Source organism: Paenibacillus sp. 276b (assembly GCF_900107875.1).
Classification (GTDB): Bacteria; Bacillota; Bacilli; order Paenibacillales; family Paenibacillaceae; genus Paenibacillus; species Paenibacillus marchantiae.
This window is the reverse complement of record NZ_FNRR01000004.1, coordinates 394,602-410,516: the sequence shown is the minus strand read 5'-3', so window position 1 is coordinate 410,516 and position 15,915 is coordinate 394,602. Positions and strand designations below refer to the sequence as shown.

Sequence of the window (15,915 nt, the reverse complement as noted above, 5' to 3'; positions counted from 1 at the left end):
GTTTCCACCCTCTCTCTTATATTCTGCTTTCCTTACCTGGGTTGGATGGTACGAATCGTACAGACAGGCCCACTTCGAACATCCGGTTCCATGGCATATAACAATCGGTAATCTGGATACTCCCTGCTGCAGTATCGATCCGCACAGTAAGCTCTTGTCGCAACCTTTCCTCTACTCGGGCGGCAACAAGGCCACGAGACCCATCCAGCAAGTACTTGCCATATCCCATCTCCTGCACCGGGCCATTGCTAAGTTCTCCCCGAACGACTGAACAATAGCAGACATCCTCAGCATAGCGGAGGGCGAGGAAATCAAGATGCGACGGTGTACGACCATAGAGCAGATAGATCATGGCCTGCGAAATGACGGTTCCTAGCGAGTTGGAGCTGGTATTCCAGGCGGCATATCCAGCCAGATCAAATAACATGTCTTTTTGCCGCAGCATCTTGACCAGCTTCTGATCCCCACCATTGGCATATCCCACATCCGCTACAGCCACCGGCTTGTTCTTGCTCCTGAGCAGAAAGTGTCCATATTCCACCAGTTCCATCAGGTTTCGGTATACATCGTAGCTGTAAAAAGAATGCTGCTGCGACACCGCTTCCGCCATCGTCTCTCCGGGTGTGCTAATCAACAGCACCAGATCTGCTTCAGTCTCACTGGATGCAATTAACCCACCTGCAGCCAAAATCTGATATTTCAGCGTCTCATAGAAAAATCGATCCTCGAATAGTGGAGTAACAAACGCCCCCTGAACAGATGATAATCGTGGGTACACCAGCGGCATCCGGCCGTGAGCCTTGTTCATCATTCTGGAGAGCAATACGCAACCAACTTCGTCCGCACCAGGATACATGTAGACTTTAAGTTCCAGATCAAGGGCGGTAATCCGGGCTCGCACTTTCTCCTGATCCTTGGCTGTATGTCCATAAGGCGCCGAATCATCCTGCGGCACAATCATGAAGTCGATAATTCCTTCCTGCACCAGAGCCAGCACTTGCTTGTTAGCTTCAATATTTACGGCCCTGCGTCCCAGGTAATCTTCCAGCACTTCCATTGGTAGACGGTTATCGATATCGGCCAGCTCGCGGATCTCCTCATCCGTCGCAATCCCCAGCTCCATCCGATGGCTGATGAAACCTTTGCGAAAAATCTCTCTTCCCCAGTCGGCATAATAATCCGGCTCCTCATCGGACAGGGAATATTGCGGGCAGCGCATAATCAGTTGAAACGCATACAGGGTTAGCTGCCGGTACCGCTGCTTGATCCCCCGAAGGAGCTCCAGACGGGCCGTCAGTTCATCCGGCTCCAACTGATGTAGCCGGGAAGGAATAATCCCGCCGTAGAGCAACGTATCCAAGGCAACGATTGCTCCATCTGCCCTTGCACAGCTCTCCTCAAACCAGGTCCATAACTGTTCCACATCGCCCGGACGTTTTTTTAGGCCCATGATTTCAAGTGGGGGACGCTCAACTTTGAATTCCGTTCCCTGTGCCAACAAATAAGGAAACTCATAATTGCAAGGCCGTTCATCTAACGGAACAAAGGTTAGCTTATACTGCTTCGGCATGAATGCGATCACCCTTTCTGTGTTTTTATCCTTTAATCGCTCCGGCGATGCCTTCCATATAGTATTTTTGGGTGAAAAGGAACACGATGATAATCGGCAGTACCGAGATCATGGTGCCGGCGGCAATCCAGCCGAAGTTATACGAGAACTGACCGTTCAAATACGTCAGGGCCGCAGCCAGTGGATATTTCTGCGGATCATCCAGCACCACAATCGGCCACAGGAAATTGTTCCAGAATGCCATGACCTCAAGCAAACCAATGACGGCAACCCCTGGTTTCACCAATGGCATGACAAGCTGCACGAAGATACGGAACTCGGAGGCTCCATCCATTTTGCCAGAATCCCGAATATCTGTCGGTATGCCCAGAAACGTTTGTCGCATCAGAAAAATGTTAAATACCGACACCGCGGCCGGAAGCACAACCCCAAGAAACGTATTGCCCAAGTGAAAGGCCTGAATCGTTAAATAATGCACAATCATCGCCGTTGCCGAAGGGATAATCATGGTCGAGATTAGCAGCGTGAACACCAGATTACGTCCCCTGAACCGAAAGGTGGCGAGTGGATACGCCGTAAGGCAGGACAAGAAGATGTTAAACACTACCCCAAGGAGCGTAATCACCACCGTATTTATGATGTAGCGTGGAAAATCCATGAACTCCCACACCTGCACGTAGTTATCGAAAGCGATGAAGGTAGGGAGAATTGCTGGTGGATTCGCGAACACATTACGACCAGGCATCAGCGATACGCTGAGCAGCCACAGAAAAGGACCCATCATAAACAGGGCAAGCAAAATCAACAGTACATAAATGATCAAATGACGAAGGGCTTTTTTCATTTTTTTAGACGAAAGCGTATGCCGAATCAATAGGTATTCACCCCGCCTCTCCGGTTCAGCCGGAACACCAACACACTGAGCGCCGCTACCATCACACTGACGATCAGCCCAAGCGCCGAGGCATACCCGAAATTGAATTGCTCCAGCCCTTTTTGGAAAATATATACGCTTGAGGTCAACGTGGACGTTCCCGGCCCGCCCTTGGTGAGAATATAGACCTCATCGAATACACGAACGGCACCCATCACCGAAATTACGGTGCAAAAAAGAATATGCGGCCGCAGCAACGGAAGCGTCACATGAATAATCAGTCTCAGCGGTCCAGCTCCATCCACTCTGGCGGCTTCATACAGATCTGCCGGAATACTTTGAAGCCCAGCCAGATAGAGCATCATGTAATAGCCGAGACCCTTCCACATGGTGATGAACATCAGCACATACAGCGCAGTACTGCTCGTGGAAAGCCAGGAGACTTGCTCACTGAGAATGCCAACCTTCAGCAGCAGGTAATTGACTACGCCGTTATTGCCCAACAGCCAGCTCCAGATCAGCGCCACTGCGACCATGGAAGTTACAACCGGTATGTAGTAGGCTGCCCTGAACATTTTGACACCTGGAATTCGGCTGTTAACCAGAATGGCCATGAGGATCGAAATGATTTGAATCACCGGTACAACCAGCACATACACCAACGAATTCCACAGCGAAATCAGGAAATTATGATCTTGAAAGGCCCGGGTAAAGTTATCCAAACCAACGAAATGTGTCTCTGTAATGACAGAATAATCGGTTAATGAGAGGGGTATCCCGTAAATAATCGGCCAAAAGGTGAAAACCGCCAGAAACAACATTCCCGGTGCCATAAACGCCCATGCAGCAAAAGATTCGGATCGAATCGCCTTGTACACGGCTACGCCTCCCTCTCTTCTAGGATTGAGGGGGAGTACTCCCCCCTCATCAGACTGTACCGCTTAAGTTCAGGAATCTTGGTTAAGAATTTGGTTAACTTCCTTCTCCACTGCGTTCAAGGTTTCTTTAATATCTGCTCCGTTCATCAAAATTTCCTGCAAGCCCCGTGCCAATGCGGAGTTGATATCTCCTGCATTCGGTACGCCGACCATGTAATCAGTTGCTTTATCTAGACTTTGAGAGGAGGCTACCTTGGCTTCGGCTTCCAGCGATCCGTCGGATTGCGTAAAGAACGGATCTTCAATGGAGGCTTTGCTCGACGGCAGCGTGTTGGCTACCTTGGAGAAGGCAGTCTGGTTCTCTGCATTGGTAATAAAGGCTGCAAATTCCACCGCTTGCTCAGGGTTTTTGGATTTCTGTGGCACGACGAGATCCATGGAATTGGAGAGCCGGAGGTTCGCTTTGCCCGTTGGGAGCGTTACCGCAATCGTATTCTTGTAAACATCCGGTGCAGATTTCTTGATAAAGTTAATAAAGGTTGGACCCGACAATTGAAAAGCGACCTGCTCCCCGGAAAAATACTGGATCTGCTTGCTGAATTCCGCATCCTCCTTCAGCACCACGCCTTCGGCCATCAGATCACGCATTTGAGCGATCATCGCCTCTGCCTCCGGCGTATTGAAAGCGGCAGCCGTTTTGTCCTCATTTAGAATCGGGATGCCGTCGATTGGAAATAGCTTGGAAATAAGCTGCTGCGCATAACCGGCCACTCCGGTCTTTTCATGGACCTGACGGGCCCACTCCACGAGTTCCTCTCGGGTCTGCGGCGGATTTGCCGGATCAAGGCCTGCCTCCTTCACCAGCTTGGTATTCATGAACAGCACTTCGGTACCTGTGTACCAAGGAAGCGCGTAAGCTTTGCCATCCAAAACAGTAGAATTATAAATGCCTTCAAAGTAACTCTTCGCTTCCTCATCTGTCAGGTATTCGCTCAGATTCAGCAGCGCTCCCTTACTTCCCAATTGACTGGCGAATTCGGTATTGAGATTCACAACATCAGGACTTTTGCCACTGGCCGTGCTGGTCAATAAACGTTGCGAAATGGCATCATAAGGATAGTCCTTCCACTCGACCTTCACGCCAGGATGACTGCTCTCATACTTGGCAATCAATTCATTGAAGTAATCGTTGAACGTTGGCTGTAAAGCAATCGTCCAAAACTCCAGTGTCACCGGCTTTCCAGCTTCCGTACCCGTCTCCCCAGTGCTTCCCGGACTCGGCGTACCAGCCGTATTGTCATTTCCTCCGCAGGCGGCAAGCAGCATAGACATCATAACGACTAGCAGCAAAGAAACTGTGAAGCCCTTTCTGTTGGTGGTCACACAACATTCCCCCTCAGTTTGGTGTAAGACGGGAGCCGGCGCTTACGTCAGATTTCCTGGCTAATTACTCCATCTTTCCAATGGAGTATATGCAGACCCTGGAGTTAGAATGAAGTATTCTTCCAGAAATAAATTAAAAAAAGAAATAATTTTTCTTTTAGGCTAAAAAAACACAAAAACAAGCCAGTTCGATCCGTGAAAGGACCAAACTGGCTTGTTTGTTACGACTATATGTATAAGACAAGGCTGCAATCAAGCCGTCTCATGCTGTTTCTTCGGCTCTGCTTCGTAGACTTGGGTATGTTCATTTTCAGCCAAAACCCATTCTACCGTGCCAGGTTTGCGTATTTTCCACATCCAGGCCTGTACTTGAAGCGATCTCTTAACCCATGCGAGGGACGCACAACGTTGCTCGGAACGAACTGATAATCCCCAGTGAATAACGCGTGCGAGCCACCGGTTCACATACTCATTATGAGAACGCACAGATGGCAATTCATCGCGGAACAGTCGCTGTTTAACATCCATAGGGGGCTGCCCGCATGTCCAATAATGAAGCAACGCTGCCAGGCTATATATGTCTGACATCGGTCCCTGACTGGATTTCTCCGAGTAGAACTCAAGCGGCGAATACCCGGCCGATGTAAAGATCGCCTGTTTTTCCCCGGATTGTACAGGCCAACGAGCTGCTGAACCGAAGTCCAGTAGTTTGGGCGTACCGTCTTCCATCACCATAATATTGGATGGCTTCACATCACGATGAAGAATTCCCTGCTTATGAATATAGTCCAGTGTATCTACCAGCGGGAGCAATGTCTCGGTAATAAATGCCGCGTCCAGTGCATGATTTCGCTCAATCAGATATTCGGTTAAGGTTACCCCTGTACAATATTCCATAACAAGATACCCCGTGTCATTTTCTTCAAAATGATCCACATACGACACAATATGAGGATGATTCAACGTGGATAACAGCTCTCCTTCTACCAAAAATGCAGCAAGAAGTTCCTGATACTGACCACTGAACCCTCGTGAAGAACAGAACACACCCCGTTTGTCAGCCTGACGTGCCGCCAGCCTTTGGGGGAAAAACTCCTTGATCGCTACTTTTGCACCTGTATTCCGATCTCTTCCTGCATATACAATAGCCAGCTCACTGCTAGCCATGAGATGTCTTACCTGATATGTATCATTTAAAATTACATTGCGTTGCAATGCCATTTTACAATTGTCCTTTTTCATAACAGACCCTCTTTTCAACCTTGTCGATCGGAAGACTTGCCGCATGTTGCATCATTCGGTCCAACCAGACAGGCGTTTCATCGCCAACCATGTATATAAACCAAATGATGCAATTTGAATCACAACCATGCGGAAATATTAAAAAATTTCTATATTTAATAATTCTTCTGTAAAAATTGCTGAATTTCTTGGTTCATCTGGATCAACACGTCTTGAGACGGGAAATGACCTGTGTCGTATTTGATTGCTTTGACATTCGGAATAATCTTCTGAGCTCTTTCAATGACCTTAACTGCCGGGAAAAAGACATCCTTTTCTCCCACCAGCAGCAGAGTTGGCGATGTATAATTCACCAATTCGTCCTGCTCCGTAAGCTTGGGCATATCCTGCTCCAGACTGACGTATTTGAAGATTTTCCCGATTATATTTTTATCTATTTCTTTCATACAACTGCATGACATGATATCCGCGATCTTTTGCAAAGAAGTTGGAGAAGAAGTCATTTTGTACGTTACGAGTGGCAACACGATATCCTGAGCCATTTTAATTTTAGATCCTACGGCCAGTCCAGCGGGTGCTACCAGAACAGAACATGCAATTCGGTCCGGAATGTAAGTTGCCAGTCTTAGGATAATTCCGCCTCCAAAGGAAGGACCGATAAACGCACTTTTTTCGATCTTGTAGTGATCCAGCAAATCAGAAATCCACAAAGCCAAACTATCAAACCTTGCCGAAATTCGTGTTTCTTCACTGTAGCCTGGATGACCGATCGTATCCGGCGCGATAATCCGGTAATCTTTGAAAAGAGAAGAGAACCATGACAACGTCATCGGATTCACACAATTTCCGCCCTGGAGAATAAATAGCGGCTTACCGTCTTCTGGACCTGTTAATAAAACATGCGTTTGTCCAAAACGTGTCTCGACGTACTCTCGTGTAAAACCTTCGCCCAATTGCTCAACATACGCTTCGTATTCCTCAAGTATGCTGCTCTTGCCTTCTTCACTTCTATAAATGGAACTCATGTCTGCCTCCTGCAAAGTATACTCTTTCAACATTTTATGGATTTTAAGGTCCATAAATATAAAAGAGCCCGCTGATGACAGGCTCCTTCATATGTGTAACTTATCATAATGAACTGATTATAGAATGGAAACTGGAAATTGTAAACATCGTTTCTCATAGAAAATTAATAATATAGAAATTGTAGAGAAATAGGGCTATTTTCGGCCGTAATCTGCCTTGATTTCGCCCCACTGCTTGGTCTGCCATTTTAGCACTTTATTGCTGTACGTATTCGTCCGCAGCCACTGCTCTGCACGGTCAATCATCAGCCAGATCTCTTCGGTGGAAGCATCCCTTGCGAGCGTGGTGGACACCGCTTTTTGCTTCAACCATTTCATCGCATTGACGGAGTCCGTATAAACCGTCTTACCACTGCCCTCTTTTTTGAGATACGCCAAGGCATGTACGATGGCGAGAAATTCACCCAGATTATTCGTACCTTTGGAGATTGGCCCAACGGAAAAAATAATCTCACCCGTGCGGGTATCTACGCCTTTATATTCCACCGGCCCTGGATTCCCACGCGTACCAACATCAACCGAGATGCTGTCATAGTCAATTTCTGCGGAGGTCTCCATGCCCGCACTTCTTCCGCTACTGCCAGACTTCGTCTTCGAAGAAGCGCCTGAACCACTGGCACCCGTACCCCAGTTTCCTTTCCATCCTGCACGATATGCCTCTTCGGCGGCAGCTTTCGATTCATACGATTTATATTTTGCTCCGGTAAAATGATCCGTTTGTGCTTTGCATTCCGCCCATGTGCTGTATACGCCAGGCTGCTTTCCTGCCCAGACGACATAGTATTTCTGCTTTGCCAATATGACCCGCTCCTTCGTTTGCTGCATTCAATTCCTTATTGTAAACGATAGGGAGGTGAGATTGAAAGAAGCGTGTTTATCTTATTCCTGCACTTGATACCTCCATTTCTTCAACATGTCTAATGCTACTTCCAGAAGCTTGCTTTGGTTATGTGAGATTTGCATTTCAATAATTGTTTGACACCTAAGGTTTTGTAAATCAGATAACTTATCCATCATTTGCTCCAGCAACATGAATGACTGCGCGCTCACTTCCAGACTGGAATCACCGATAAATGGAATAATGTTCTCAATATGTACTATGTAATTCAGGTTTTCAAGAGCGTATAGCAATGTGCCTCTGCTTCCTGATGTCTTGGAGTCTGTGATGACTTCAATTAACGGTTCGACTGCTCGATCATCTCCAATGTCAGATAAAGCGATAGCAATTGTGTTGCGTAGTATGGCGTTGTCCGTAGATTTCAGGAGTTCAATCAAGAAAGCGAATTGAGTTATATCCTTTTTTTCACCAATATATGATATTTGTTTAACAACGCCTTCCATATCTCCTTGGGAAAGATGCTTTTGTATCATGTTTGTATACATTGTACGTTGTATCACTCCTCATTTAGTTAGAAGAAAGCTCTCCATAATAATATCGGTCATTTCCTTATTTTAGGATGTAGTATAATGGTCCTTATCATGCCGGGACTATTTTCCTTATCCACATCTCTTGTCCTAAGCAATTGTATATTTCAACCAGATCAGGAACAGGCTAAGAAATACGACACATGATTTGCTACAGAAAGGAATACAACCAATGGACTGGATATGGAAATCCATCTTGCTTGTACTGATTGGCATGATTCTGCTGCGGATTGCTGGACGTAAATCCATATCGCAAATGAGTGTAGCCACAACGGTCATTATTATCTCAATCGGAACAACGATCGTGCAGCCAATTGCGAATCATGAGTTAGGTAAAGCGATCGGGTCAGCGGCGGTATTTATCATCACACTTCTGATTGTTGAACAATTGCAATTGAAGTTTAATTGGTTTGAAAAACTGATGAGCGGAAAATCGAAGGTTGTTGTGGAAGATGGGAAGTTGAATCTGCCGAATTTGAAACGCATGCGCTTTTCCGTGGACCAATTGGAGATGCAGTTGCGGGAAAAAGGGATTACAAGCATTGCCGATCTGGAAACGGCTACGATGGAACCAAACGGGCAACTCGGTTACGTGCTCAAACGGCACGCACGCCCAGTAACCATAGGCGATTTGGAAGCACTCCTGAAGCAAGGTACGTGGCCCACGGAATCCAAAGAACTTTTCCAAGAGGTCATCCAGGATGGACACTCGCGTCCAATTGACTCCAAGATACAGTAAATGAAATAGTTGAACAGATATAGAGATGGCTGGCCGCAGGTGGCCCCTTTCTACAGCATGTAAAAAAGACACCCGAATGCCTTCAGGTGTCTTTTTTTGCCTTAATCTGCAATCCGTTATGAAATTAGGATTTGGAGGTAACTTCCGTTTTGACCATGTGGTCCGGAATGTTGTTATTGGCAATGATTTCTCCAAATGGACCGACAAAGGAATGATCGCCGCTTTCTCCATGTTGCGAGTACTGAAGCTTTGGAAACAGCAGCTCCGCGGTACGATAACATTCTTCCAGATGCGGATAACCGGATAAAATGAAGGTCTCGATCCCCAGTTCTTTATACTCTCTGATTCTGGCTGCCACCTGATCGGGATCACCGACAAGTGCGGTTCCGGCACCACCTCTGACCAAGCCGATGCCCGCCCACAGATTGGGGCTAATCTCTAGGTTGGAACGATCACCATTATGCAGCTTGGCCATTCTCTGTTGTCCTACGGAATCCATGCGAGCATAGATCTTCTGGGCAGCGGCTATCGTCTCCTCATCCAGGTGGGAGATCAGTTCATTTGCGGCCTTCCATGCTTCATCTGCGGTCGGACGCACAATAACATGCATGCGTATGCCAAAACGAATGCTTCTTCCTTTTTTCGCAGCCAGCTCCCGCATTTGATGAATTTTGGCTTGTACCTGACCCGGAGGCTCACCCCACGTTAAATACACATCGACATGGTCCGCTGCCACTTCCATTGCGGCATCCGAGGAACCTCCAAAATAGAGTGGGGGATGTGGCTTTTGGATGGTCGGATACAGGACGGAGCCACCCTTAACCTTCAGATATTTGCCTTCATAGTCAACCGCCTCTCCCTCCAATTCCTTGCGCCAAATGGTCAGAAATTCATCGGCTAACGCATAGCGCTCATCGTGGTCCAGGAACAGCCCTTCTCCTTCAAGCTCAATTGGATCTCCACCAGCCACCACATTGATCAGCAGTCTTCCTTTGGAGAAACGATCCAGGGTTGCGGCCATACGTGCAGCTGTGGTTGGCATCATCAGACCTGGACGCGCAGCGACAAGAAACTTGAGCCTGTCCGTGGAAGAAATCAGCGATGAAGCAACAATCCACGCATCTTCACACGACTTCCCCGTAGGTAACAAAACACCGGCATATCCAAGTTCATCCGCGGCTTGTGCCACCTGCTTGCAGTAATGATAACTGACCGCCCGAGCCCCTTCTTTTGTTCCAAGATACCTGCCATCCCCGTGTGTGGGAATAAACCAAAACAGTTCCATAGGTATGACCTCATTCCTATCTTTATATTTTATTTTTCCGATTGATTTGGTATGTTTTATTTATTATGATAGCTATTATCCGTTGGATATCAACGATCAATTAGCCAGAATCTGACGGTTAAACAACACAATTGACCGATGTGTTGCGAAATGTCTTGTTATTCTACATTCCCAAACCATTTGAAGGCTCAACAAAGTTGATCAATCCGTTGTTTTCGAGGTGATGAGAAGTGAATGAATCCCGTGGAGTGGATCGAAGAATTTTACGGACCCGTGTGATGATTTCCAAAGCTCTCCTGAAAATTTTGCCACAGAAAGCCTTTACCGAAATTAGTGTCGTAGACATCGCGGAACAAGCGAATATCAATCGCTCTACCTTTTACGCCCACTTTCTAGACAAGGATGATTTATTGGATAGCATGGTGAATGAGAAGTTTCAACTGCTTGAGCAGTTACTAGCGGAAAGGAATTCCCACCTTGGGAGTCTACCTTCATTTAACGAGCCAGATCCCATTTTTGCAGTATTGTTCGAGCATATATTGGAGCATGATGAATTCTATCGGGTGATGGTACTCATTAATCCTGCCGGGAATTTCAACAGCCGGTTGAATGAAGTGATTAGAGAGAGGTTTTTGGATCGGATATCCCAATTAGGTATGGAGCAAAAAGAAGTGCCTCTCGATATTTTGCTGGATCACATCAGCTTCTCCACCATTGGAATTATTCACAAATGGCTTACTGACAATAAGGTAAATTCACCTCATCATATGGCTCTTCAACTAACCCGGATTGCCCTGTTAGGAACATATAAAGCGATGGGAGCATCGGTTTAGAGGGAATAGCCACATCTCCAAAAAGGTGATGCACGACATCTGAATACACGTGACATGTGACACTTGAGACTCTAGAACAAAAAGAACTGTCATTTAAGCATATATTCCGCTTAAAGACAGTTCTTCTTTTGCTACTTAGTCCATAATTGCCTGTGCAACCGGAGTTATAGTGGAAGAGATAATGAGAGAACATGTGTGAGTTTCTGTTAAGACAGTCCTTGTCTCACCGTGTACTCAAATAGGCAATACCCAAGCCACCGGTAACCGGATTTTCATAGATTTCACATTCCACGTCGAATACTTCACCAATCATTTCACGGGTCAAGATATCGGCGGGTTTGCCATGAACCACAATCTGTCCCTGCTTCACAACATAGAGGTAATCACAATACGCTGCAGCGAGTTCGAGATCATGAAGCGCAGCCAATATGCCGATATCCAGACTCCGCACAATGTTGAGGATCTGAAGCTGATATTTGATATCCAGATGATTGGTAGGCTCGTCCAATATCAGAAATTCGGGCTGCTGCGCCAGCACTCGTGCGAGGACCACACGTTGCTTCTCCCCGCCGGACAGGGACACGTAATTGCGGTCCGCATGTCCGGTTAGATGTACCTTTTCCAACGCCTGTTCCACGAGCTCATAATCCCGTTCATTATCCGTCTCCAGCAGCTTCTTGTGAGGAGTGCGACCCATCATAACCATTTCACGCACAGTAAAATCAAAGCTCAATTCGTTAAACTGACCCACAACGCCCATGTGCCTTGAAACGACCTTGGGACTGGATTTCAAAATGTCCGTATCATCGAGAAATACTTTGCCTTGCTGTGGTTTGATCACTTTATAGATGCTCTTGAGCAGCGTTGATTTGCCACAACCATTCGGGCCAATCAGTCCGACGAATTGCTTGCCTTTTACCTGTAAAGAAATGTCCCGGATAATATCCGTGTTCAGCACCGATATGGATACATTTTCTACATTCAGTTTCATGTTTATTTTCCTCCAAAACCGTAGCCTTTTTTGACTAACATATACATAAACATCGGCGCACCAATCATCGCTGTAATAATCCCGATCGGCAATTCAACGCTGGAAATCAGTGATCGTGCAATAACATCCGTCCAGATCAGGAAGATGGCACCGAATAGTACGGATACAGGCATGACTTTACGATGGTCCGATCCAACCAGCCCTCTCACAATATGCGGAATAATCAATCCAACAAAACCGATCATGCCGCAGCTTGCCACCATTACGCCGGTGACGAGAGCCGTTAACAGCATATACAACCTGCGATATACACTGAGATTAATCCCTAGCGTAACCGCGGCTTCGTCACCCAGCAGCATCGTATTAAGGACCCGAGATTGCAATAGGAAGAACAGAATGGCTACGAGCACAACGATGCTAATCAGCGGAAGCTTGTTCCATCCGGATGAGGCAAGACTGCCCATGGTCCAGAATGTTACGGTCTTGATGCCTTCGGCATTGTTAGCAAAATAAATGATAAAGTTCGAAAAGGCACTGCACAGCGCATTAATGACCATTCCGGCAAGCACCAGCTTGACCGATGTCATTTTCCCCCGAATACCTGCCAGAGCCAGGACCAGCAAGGACGCCCCCATGGCACCGGCAAATGCCCAGAAAGCCACCCCGGTCTGACCAAGCCAACCAATTGCGCCGAATCCAATCAGAATGGCAAACGTGGCCCCGAGTGAAGCTCCTGAGGAGATCCCCAGTATATACGGGTCTGCAAGTGGATTCTGCACGGCAGCCTGCATAACTGCACCACATAAAGCTAGCCCGGCACCGATAAACATGGCCATCAGTACACGCGGAAAGCGAATCTGCCAGATAATATCCGTAAAAGACCCCGCCTCAATCGGCGTAGAGCCGAATTGAAATCCGGTTAATTTGTACAACAGAATGCGATAAGACTCAGCGAGTGGAATGCTCACCTGTCCAATGGATACTGCAATTCCAACCGAAATAACCATTACGATGATTAAAGCGGCAATCAATACTGCAAAACCGGATTTGCTGTGAATCAGGGACTCCCTTTTTCCCATACGCTGCTTCTGAATTTGAGCCGTCTGTGCCATCTCTTCCCCCATCAATTCCACTTGAATTTGAATAATAAAAATTTAGCTATTTACAAAGCATTTTCTCGGATTATAATTGAGAATGATTATCTTTGTCAATTTAAAAACATAAAGAAAAGGGACACTCGAATACAACCAAAAGAGCAGGAGATTATTCTAGCTGCTCTTTTTTTATCTCCTTTACACACCAATATTGAAATCCGAGGTTGACATTAGTTTGATAACAAACTATATTACAAATATGAAAACGACAGACGCTATATCACTCATATCCAAAATTAAAGAGAAGGTCAACCGCTTCATTTTATCCGAGATGGCTGAACAGGGAATCCATGATCTGGCCACCTCCCATGGGGATATCATCTACGCCCTGTACAATAATTCCCGAATGACCATGGCTGAAATCGCCAAAAAAATTGGCAAGGATAAATCCACGGTCACAGCGCTTGTCGAAAAATTGGTGCGCAGCGGTTATGTCGCCAAAGAACGTGATGTAACAGATTCACGGATTGTCCATGTGACATTGACTGCAAAAGGAGAACAACTTAAACCAGCCTTTGAAGATATCTCGCAGCGCTTGCTAGACGCGTTTTATGCGGATGTTACTGAAGCGGAGAAAAAGGAACTGCTTCGAATTTTGATGAAAATTCACGGCAACTTCTAATTTTTTTTGGAGTGATAGTTTGATATAAAACTAATTTTGGAGGTTGTCCTAATGATCGATTTTACTCAATTGCTACCTAAACATGAAGTCAAAACGATAGGAAAACATGATTTGTACCTTGAAATATATGAAGGTGATACGGCTCCCCACTCTGTAAATTCAGTAACAAAGCCACCTCTCTTGTTTGTTCATGGCGCATATACAGGCAGCTGGATGTGGAGCAAATATATCCCCCACTTCGTTGAACAAGGCTGGAACTGCTACGTTATGAACCTCAGAAGTCATTACAAAAGCCGGGTAATGGACATGACGAAAATTACGTTTGAGGATTATTTGGAGGATATCCGCGAAGTTCTGGCAGAGTGCACAGCACCTCCTGTTCTCATCGGCTTCAGCATGGGCGGAATACTCAGTCAGAAGATTGCCGAGACGATTGCGTTAGCTGGATTGGTCGTGATTGATTCCAGTTTAAGCCAAGAAGTTCATCAATTGATTCCCTATCCTGAGAATGATCGAATTACACCTGACATTGTCCTCCCTCCCCCGGCCCGTGAAGAACATAGCAGTATCGATGAAACTGCGGAGGACATTGCATTTCAGCGTAAATATCTGCAGATGGAGTCATCGAAGGCATTTCTCACGTTCTCGGCGGCATTTGGGTCAAGCGGCGGTGTATCCATCAACGGCAATTTAATTACATGTCCGAGTCTGGTCATCAAAGCCGTAGAATCCGATGATGAGGAGCGAAGAGGTCAATTGACTGCAGAACAGCTTGGCGCTGAATATGCAGGGCTGTGGGATACAACCCATACCGGATTGCTCGTCGGCCAGCGATATTTGGAAGTTGTGGAGATCATCCTGAAATGGTTAAATCGGAAGAATTAAACTCAATGCAACTGAATATTACGTGTAGAATCCCTGCCACGTCTCCAGTGGTAAGCAGTACTCGTACTCTTTGATTTCCGCAGCAACTAAAACAAAAAAGCAACTCATCCGCAGACAAGTCGCTTCCTCTAAACGCTTTTGTTATCAGTATTACCTTGTAGCTTGTAATCTCACTGCTTCGCCTTATAAAACTCGTGATACAGTTTCATTAGCGCCCTCTTCTCAATCCGTGATACATAGGAGCGTGAGATGCCAAGTTCCTTGGCAATCTCGCGTTGGGTGCGCTCTTCCCCGCCTGCCTCCAAGCCGAATCGGCCGATAACAACTTCCTTCTCCCGATCATCCAAGATGTCGAGATTGCGATAAATCTTACTTTTTTCAATCTTGAGTTGCACCTTATCTACAACGTCGTCGGCTTCTGTTCCGAGAATATCGATTAATGTAATTTCATTGCCCTCTTTGTCCGTTCCGATTGGATCATGTAGAGATACGTCTTTGCGTGTTTTCTTCAGAGAGCGAAGATGCATAAGTATTTCGTTTTCAATGCAACGGGCAGCAAATGTAGCGAGTTTGGTCCCTTTGCCTTGTTGAAAACTTTCGATCGCCTTAATCAAACCAATCGTTCCAATCGAAATCAGGTCTTCCTGGTCTTCGCCAGTATTGTCAAATTTCTTGACGATATGCGCGACAAGGCGCAGATTGTGTTCGATAAGCAAATTACGCGAATGTGCGTTGCCTTCAGCCATAAGGCGTAAATGTTTGGCTTCATCATCCTCAGCCAGTGGCTGGGGAAATGCATTATTTTTGACATACGAGACGAGTAACGTTAACTCTTTGATGAACAGGGCAATTGCGGTAAACAATCCGGGCACAGATGACACCTCCTGCAGTTTTACAACGATCTGGCCTGAGCACATGTGGGAACAGGGTCGATTTATTGTATGTAGGC

The 15,915-nt window shown here is 46.4% G+C and carries 16 protein-coding genes; 4 read left to right on the top strand and 12 right to left on the bottom strand.

Features of this window, described 5'->3' with window-relative positions:
* Window positions 1-16: 16 nt before the first annotated feature.
* The 8 genes from BLV50_RS21045 to BLV50_RS21010 form a co-directional block, all read right to left on the bottom strand.
* Window positions 17-1,570 (bottom strand): DUF4127 family protein, encoded by a 1,554-nt coding sequence (locus BLV50_RS21045; protein WP_090809845.1) that lies wholly within the window; start codon window positions 1,568-1,570, stop codon window positions 17-19.
* A 25-nt stretch (window positions 1,571-1,595) separates the two neighbouring features.
* Window positions 1,596-2,414 (bottom strand): carbohydrate ABC transporter permease, encoded by an 819-nt coding sequence (locus tag BLV50_RS21040; protein ID WP_063567955.1) that lies wholly within the window; start codon window positions 2,412-2,414, stop codon window positions 1,596-1,598.
* Window positions 2,415-2,440: 26 nt separating this feature from the next.
* Entirely contained in the window at window positions 2,441-3,322 is an 882-nt protein-coding gene (locus BLV50_RS21035) for a carbohydrate ABC transporter permease (protein WP_090809843.1), read from the bottom strand.
* A 69-nt stretch (window positions 3,323-3,391) separates the two neighbouring features.
* The gene (locus BLV50_RS21030) at window positions 3,392-4,705 is read right to left on the bottom strand and encodes an ABC transporter substrate-binding protein (protein WP_240321577.1); all 1,314 of its coding nucleotides are present in this window, start codon (window positions 4,703-4,705) and stop codon (window positions 3,392-3,394) included.
* A 252-nt stretch (window positions 4,706-4,957) separates the two neighbouring features.
* The gene (locus tag BLV50_RS21025; protein ID WP_090809841.1) at window positions 4,958-5,947 is read right to left on the bottom strand and encodes a serine/threonine protein kinase; all 990 of its coding nucleotides are present in this window, start codon (window positions 5,945-5,947) and stop codon (window positions 4,958-4,960) included.
* Window positions 5,948-6,102: 155 nt separating this feature from the next.
* A complete protein-coding gene (locus tag BLV50_RS21020; protein WP_090809839.1) occupies window positions 6,103-6,972 on the bottom strand; it encodes an alpha/beta fold hydrolase in 870 nt (289 codons plus the stop codon).
* A 195-nt stretch (window positions 6,973-7,167) separates the two neighbouring features.
* On the bottom strand, window positions 7,168-7,830 hold the full coding sequence (gene rnhA, locus BLV50_RS21015; protein WP_090809837.1) for a ribonuclease H: 663 nt from the start codon (window positions 7,828-7,830) through the stop codon (window positions 7,168-7,170).
* 81 nt (window positions 7,831-7,911) lie between these two features.
* Window positions 7,912-8,403, bottom strand: coding sequence for a HEAT repeat domain-containing protein (locus BLV50_RS21010; protein ID WP_161490660.1), 492 nt, complete (start codon window positions 8,401-8,403; stop codon window positions 7,912-7,914).
* 226 nt (window positions 8,404-8,629) lie between these two features.
* Here BLV50_RS21010 and BLV50_RS21005 point away from each other — a divergent pair, with 226 nt between their 5' ends.
* A complete protein-coding gene (locus tag BLV50_RS21005) occupies window positions 8,630-9,196 on the top strand; it encodes a DUF421 domain-containing protein (protein ID WP_090809835.1) in 567 nt (188 codons plus the stop codon).
* Between the two features lie 124 nt (window positions 9,197-9,320).
* On the opposite strand, the gene ssuD is transcribed toward BLV50_RS21005, so the two are convergent.
* Window positions 9,321-10,481, bottom strand: a complete 1,161-nt coding sequence (ssuD, locus tag BLV50_RS21000; RefSeq protein ID WP_090809833.1) for an FMNH2-dependent alkanesulfonate monooxygenase — start codon at window positions 10,479-10,481, stop codon at window positions 9,321-9,323.
* A gap of 230 nt (window positions 10,482-10,711) precedes the next feature.
* On the opposite strand from ssuD, the gene BLV50_RS20995 reads away from it, so the two are divergent.
* Window positions 10,712-11,314, top strand: a complete 603-nt coding sequence (locus BLV50_RS20995) for a TetR/AcrR family transcriptional regulator (protein WP_090809831.1) — start codon at window positions 10,712-10,714, stop codon at window positions 11,312-11,314.
* 223 nt (window positions 11,315-11,537) lie between these two features.
* Here BLV50_RS20995 and BLV50_RS20990 read toward each other — a convergent pair whose 3' ends face one another.
* Entirely contained in the window at window positions 11,538-12,305 is a 768-nt protein-coding gene (locus tag BLV50_RS20990) for an ABC transporter ATP-binding protein (protein ID WP_090809829.1), read from the bottom strand.
* Between the two features lie 2 nt (window positions 12,306-12,307).
* A complete protein-coding gene (locus tag BLV50_RS20985) occupies window positions 12,308-13,384 on the bottom strand; it encodes a FecCD family ABC transporter permease (protein WP_177031237.1) in 1,077 nt (358 codons plus the stop codon).
* Window positions 13,385-13,658: 274 nt separating this feature from the next.
* On the opposite strand from BLV50_RS20985, the gene BLV50_RS20980 reads away from it, so the two are divergent.
* Both BLV50_RS20980 and BLV50_RS20975 read left to right on the top strand, forming a co-directional pair.
* Window positions 13,659-14,081, top strand: coding sequence for a MarR family winged helix-turn-helix transcriptional regulator (locus tag BLV50_RS20980; protein WP_090810032.1), 423 nt, complete (start codon window positions 13,659-13,661; stop codon window positions 14,079-14,081).
* Window positions 14,082-14,132: 51 nt separating this feature from the next.
* Window positions 14,133-14,966 (top strand): alpha/beta hydrolase, encoded by an 834-nt coding sequence (locus BLV50_RS20975; RefSeq protein ID WP_090809827.1) that lies wholly within the window; start codon window positions 14,133-14,135, stop codon window positions 14,964-14,966.
* Between the two features lie 170 nt (window positions 14,967-15,136).
* Here BLV50_RS20975 and sigK read toward each other — a convergent pair whose 3' ends face one another.
* The gene (sigK, locus tag BLV50_RS20970; protein ID WP_064636235.1) at window positions 15,137-15,838 is read right to left on the bottom strand and encodes an RNA polymerase sporulation sigma factor SigK; all 702 of its coding nucleotides are present in this window, start codon (window positions 15,836-15,838) and stop codon (window positions 15,137-15,139) included.
* Window positions 15,839-15,915: the final 77 nt, after the last annotated feature.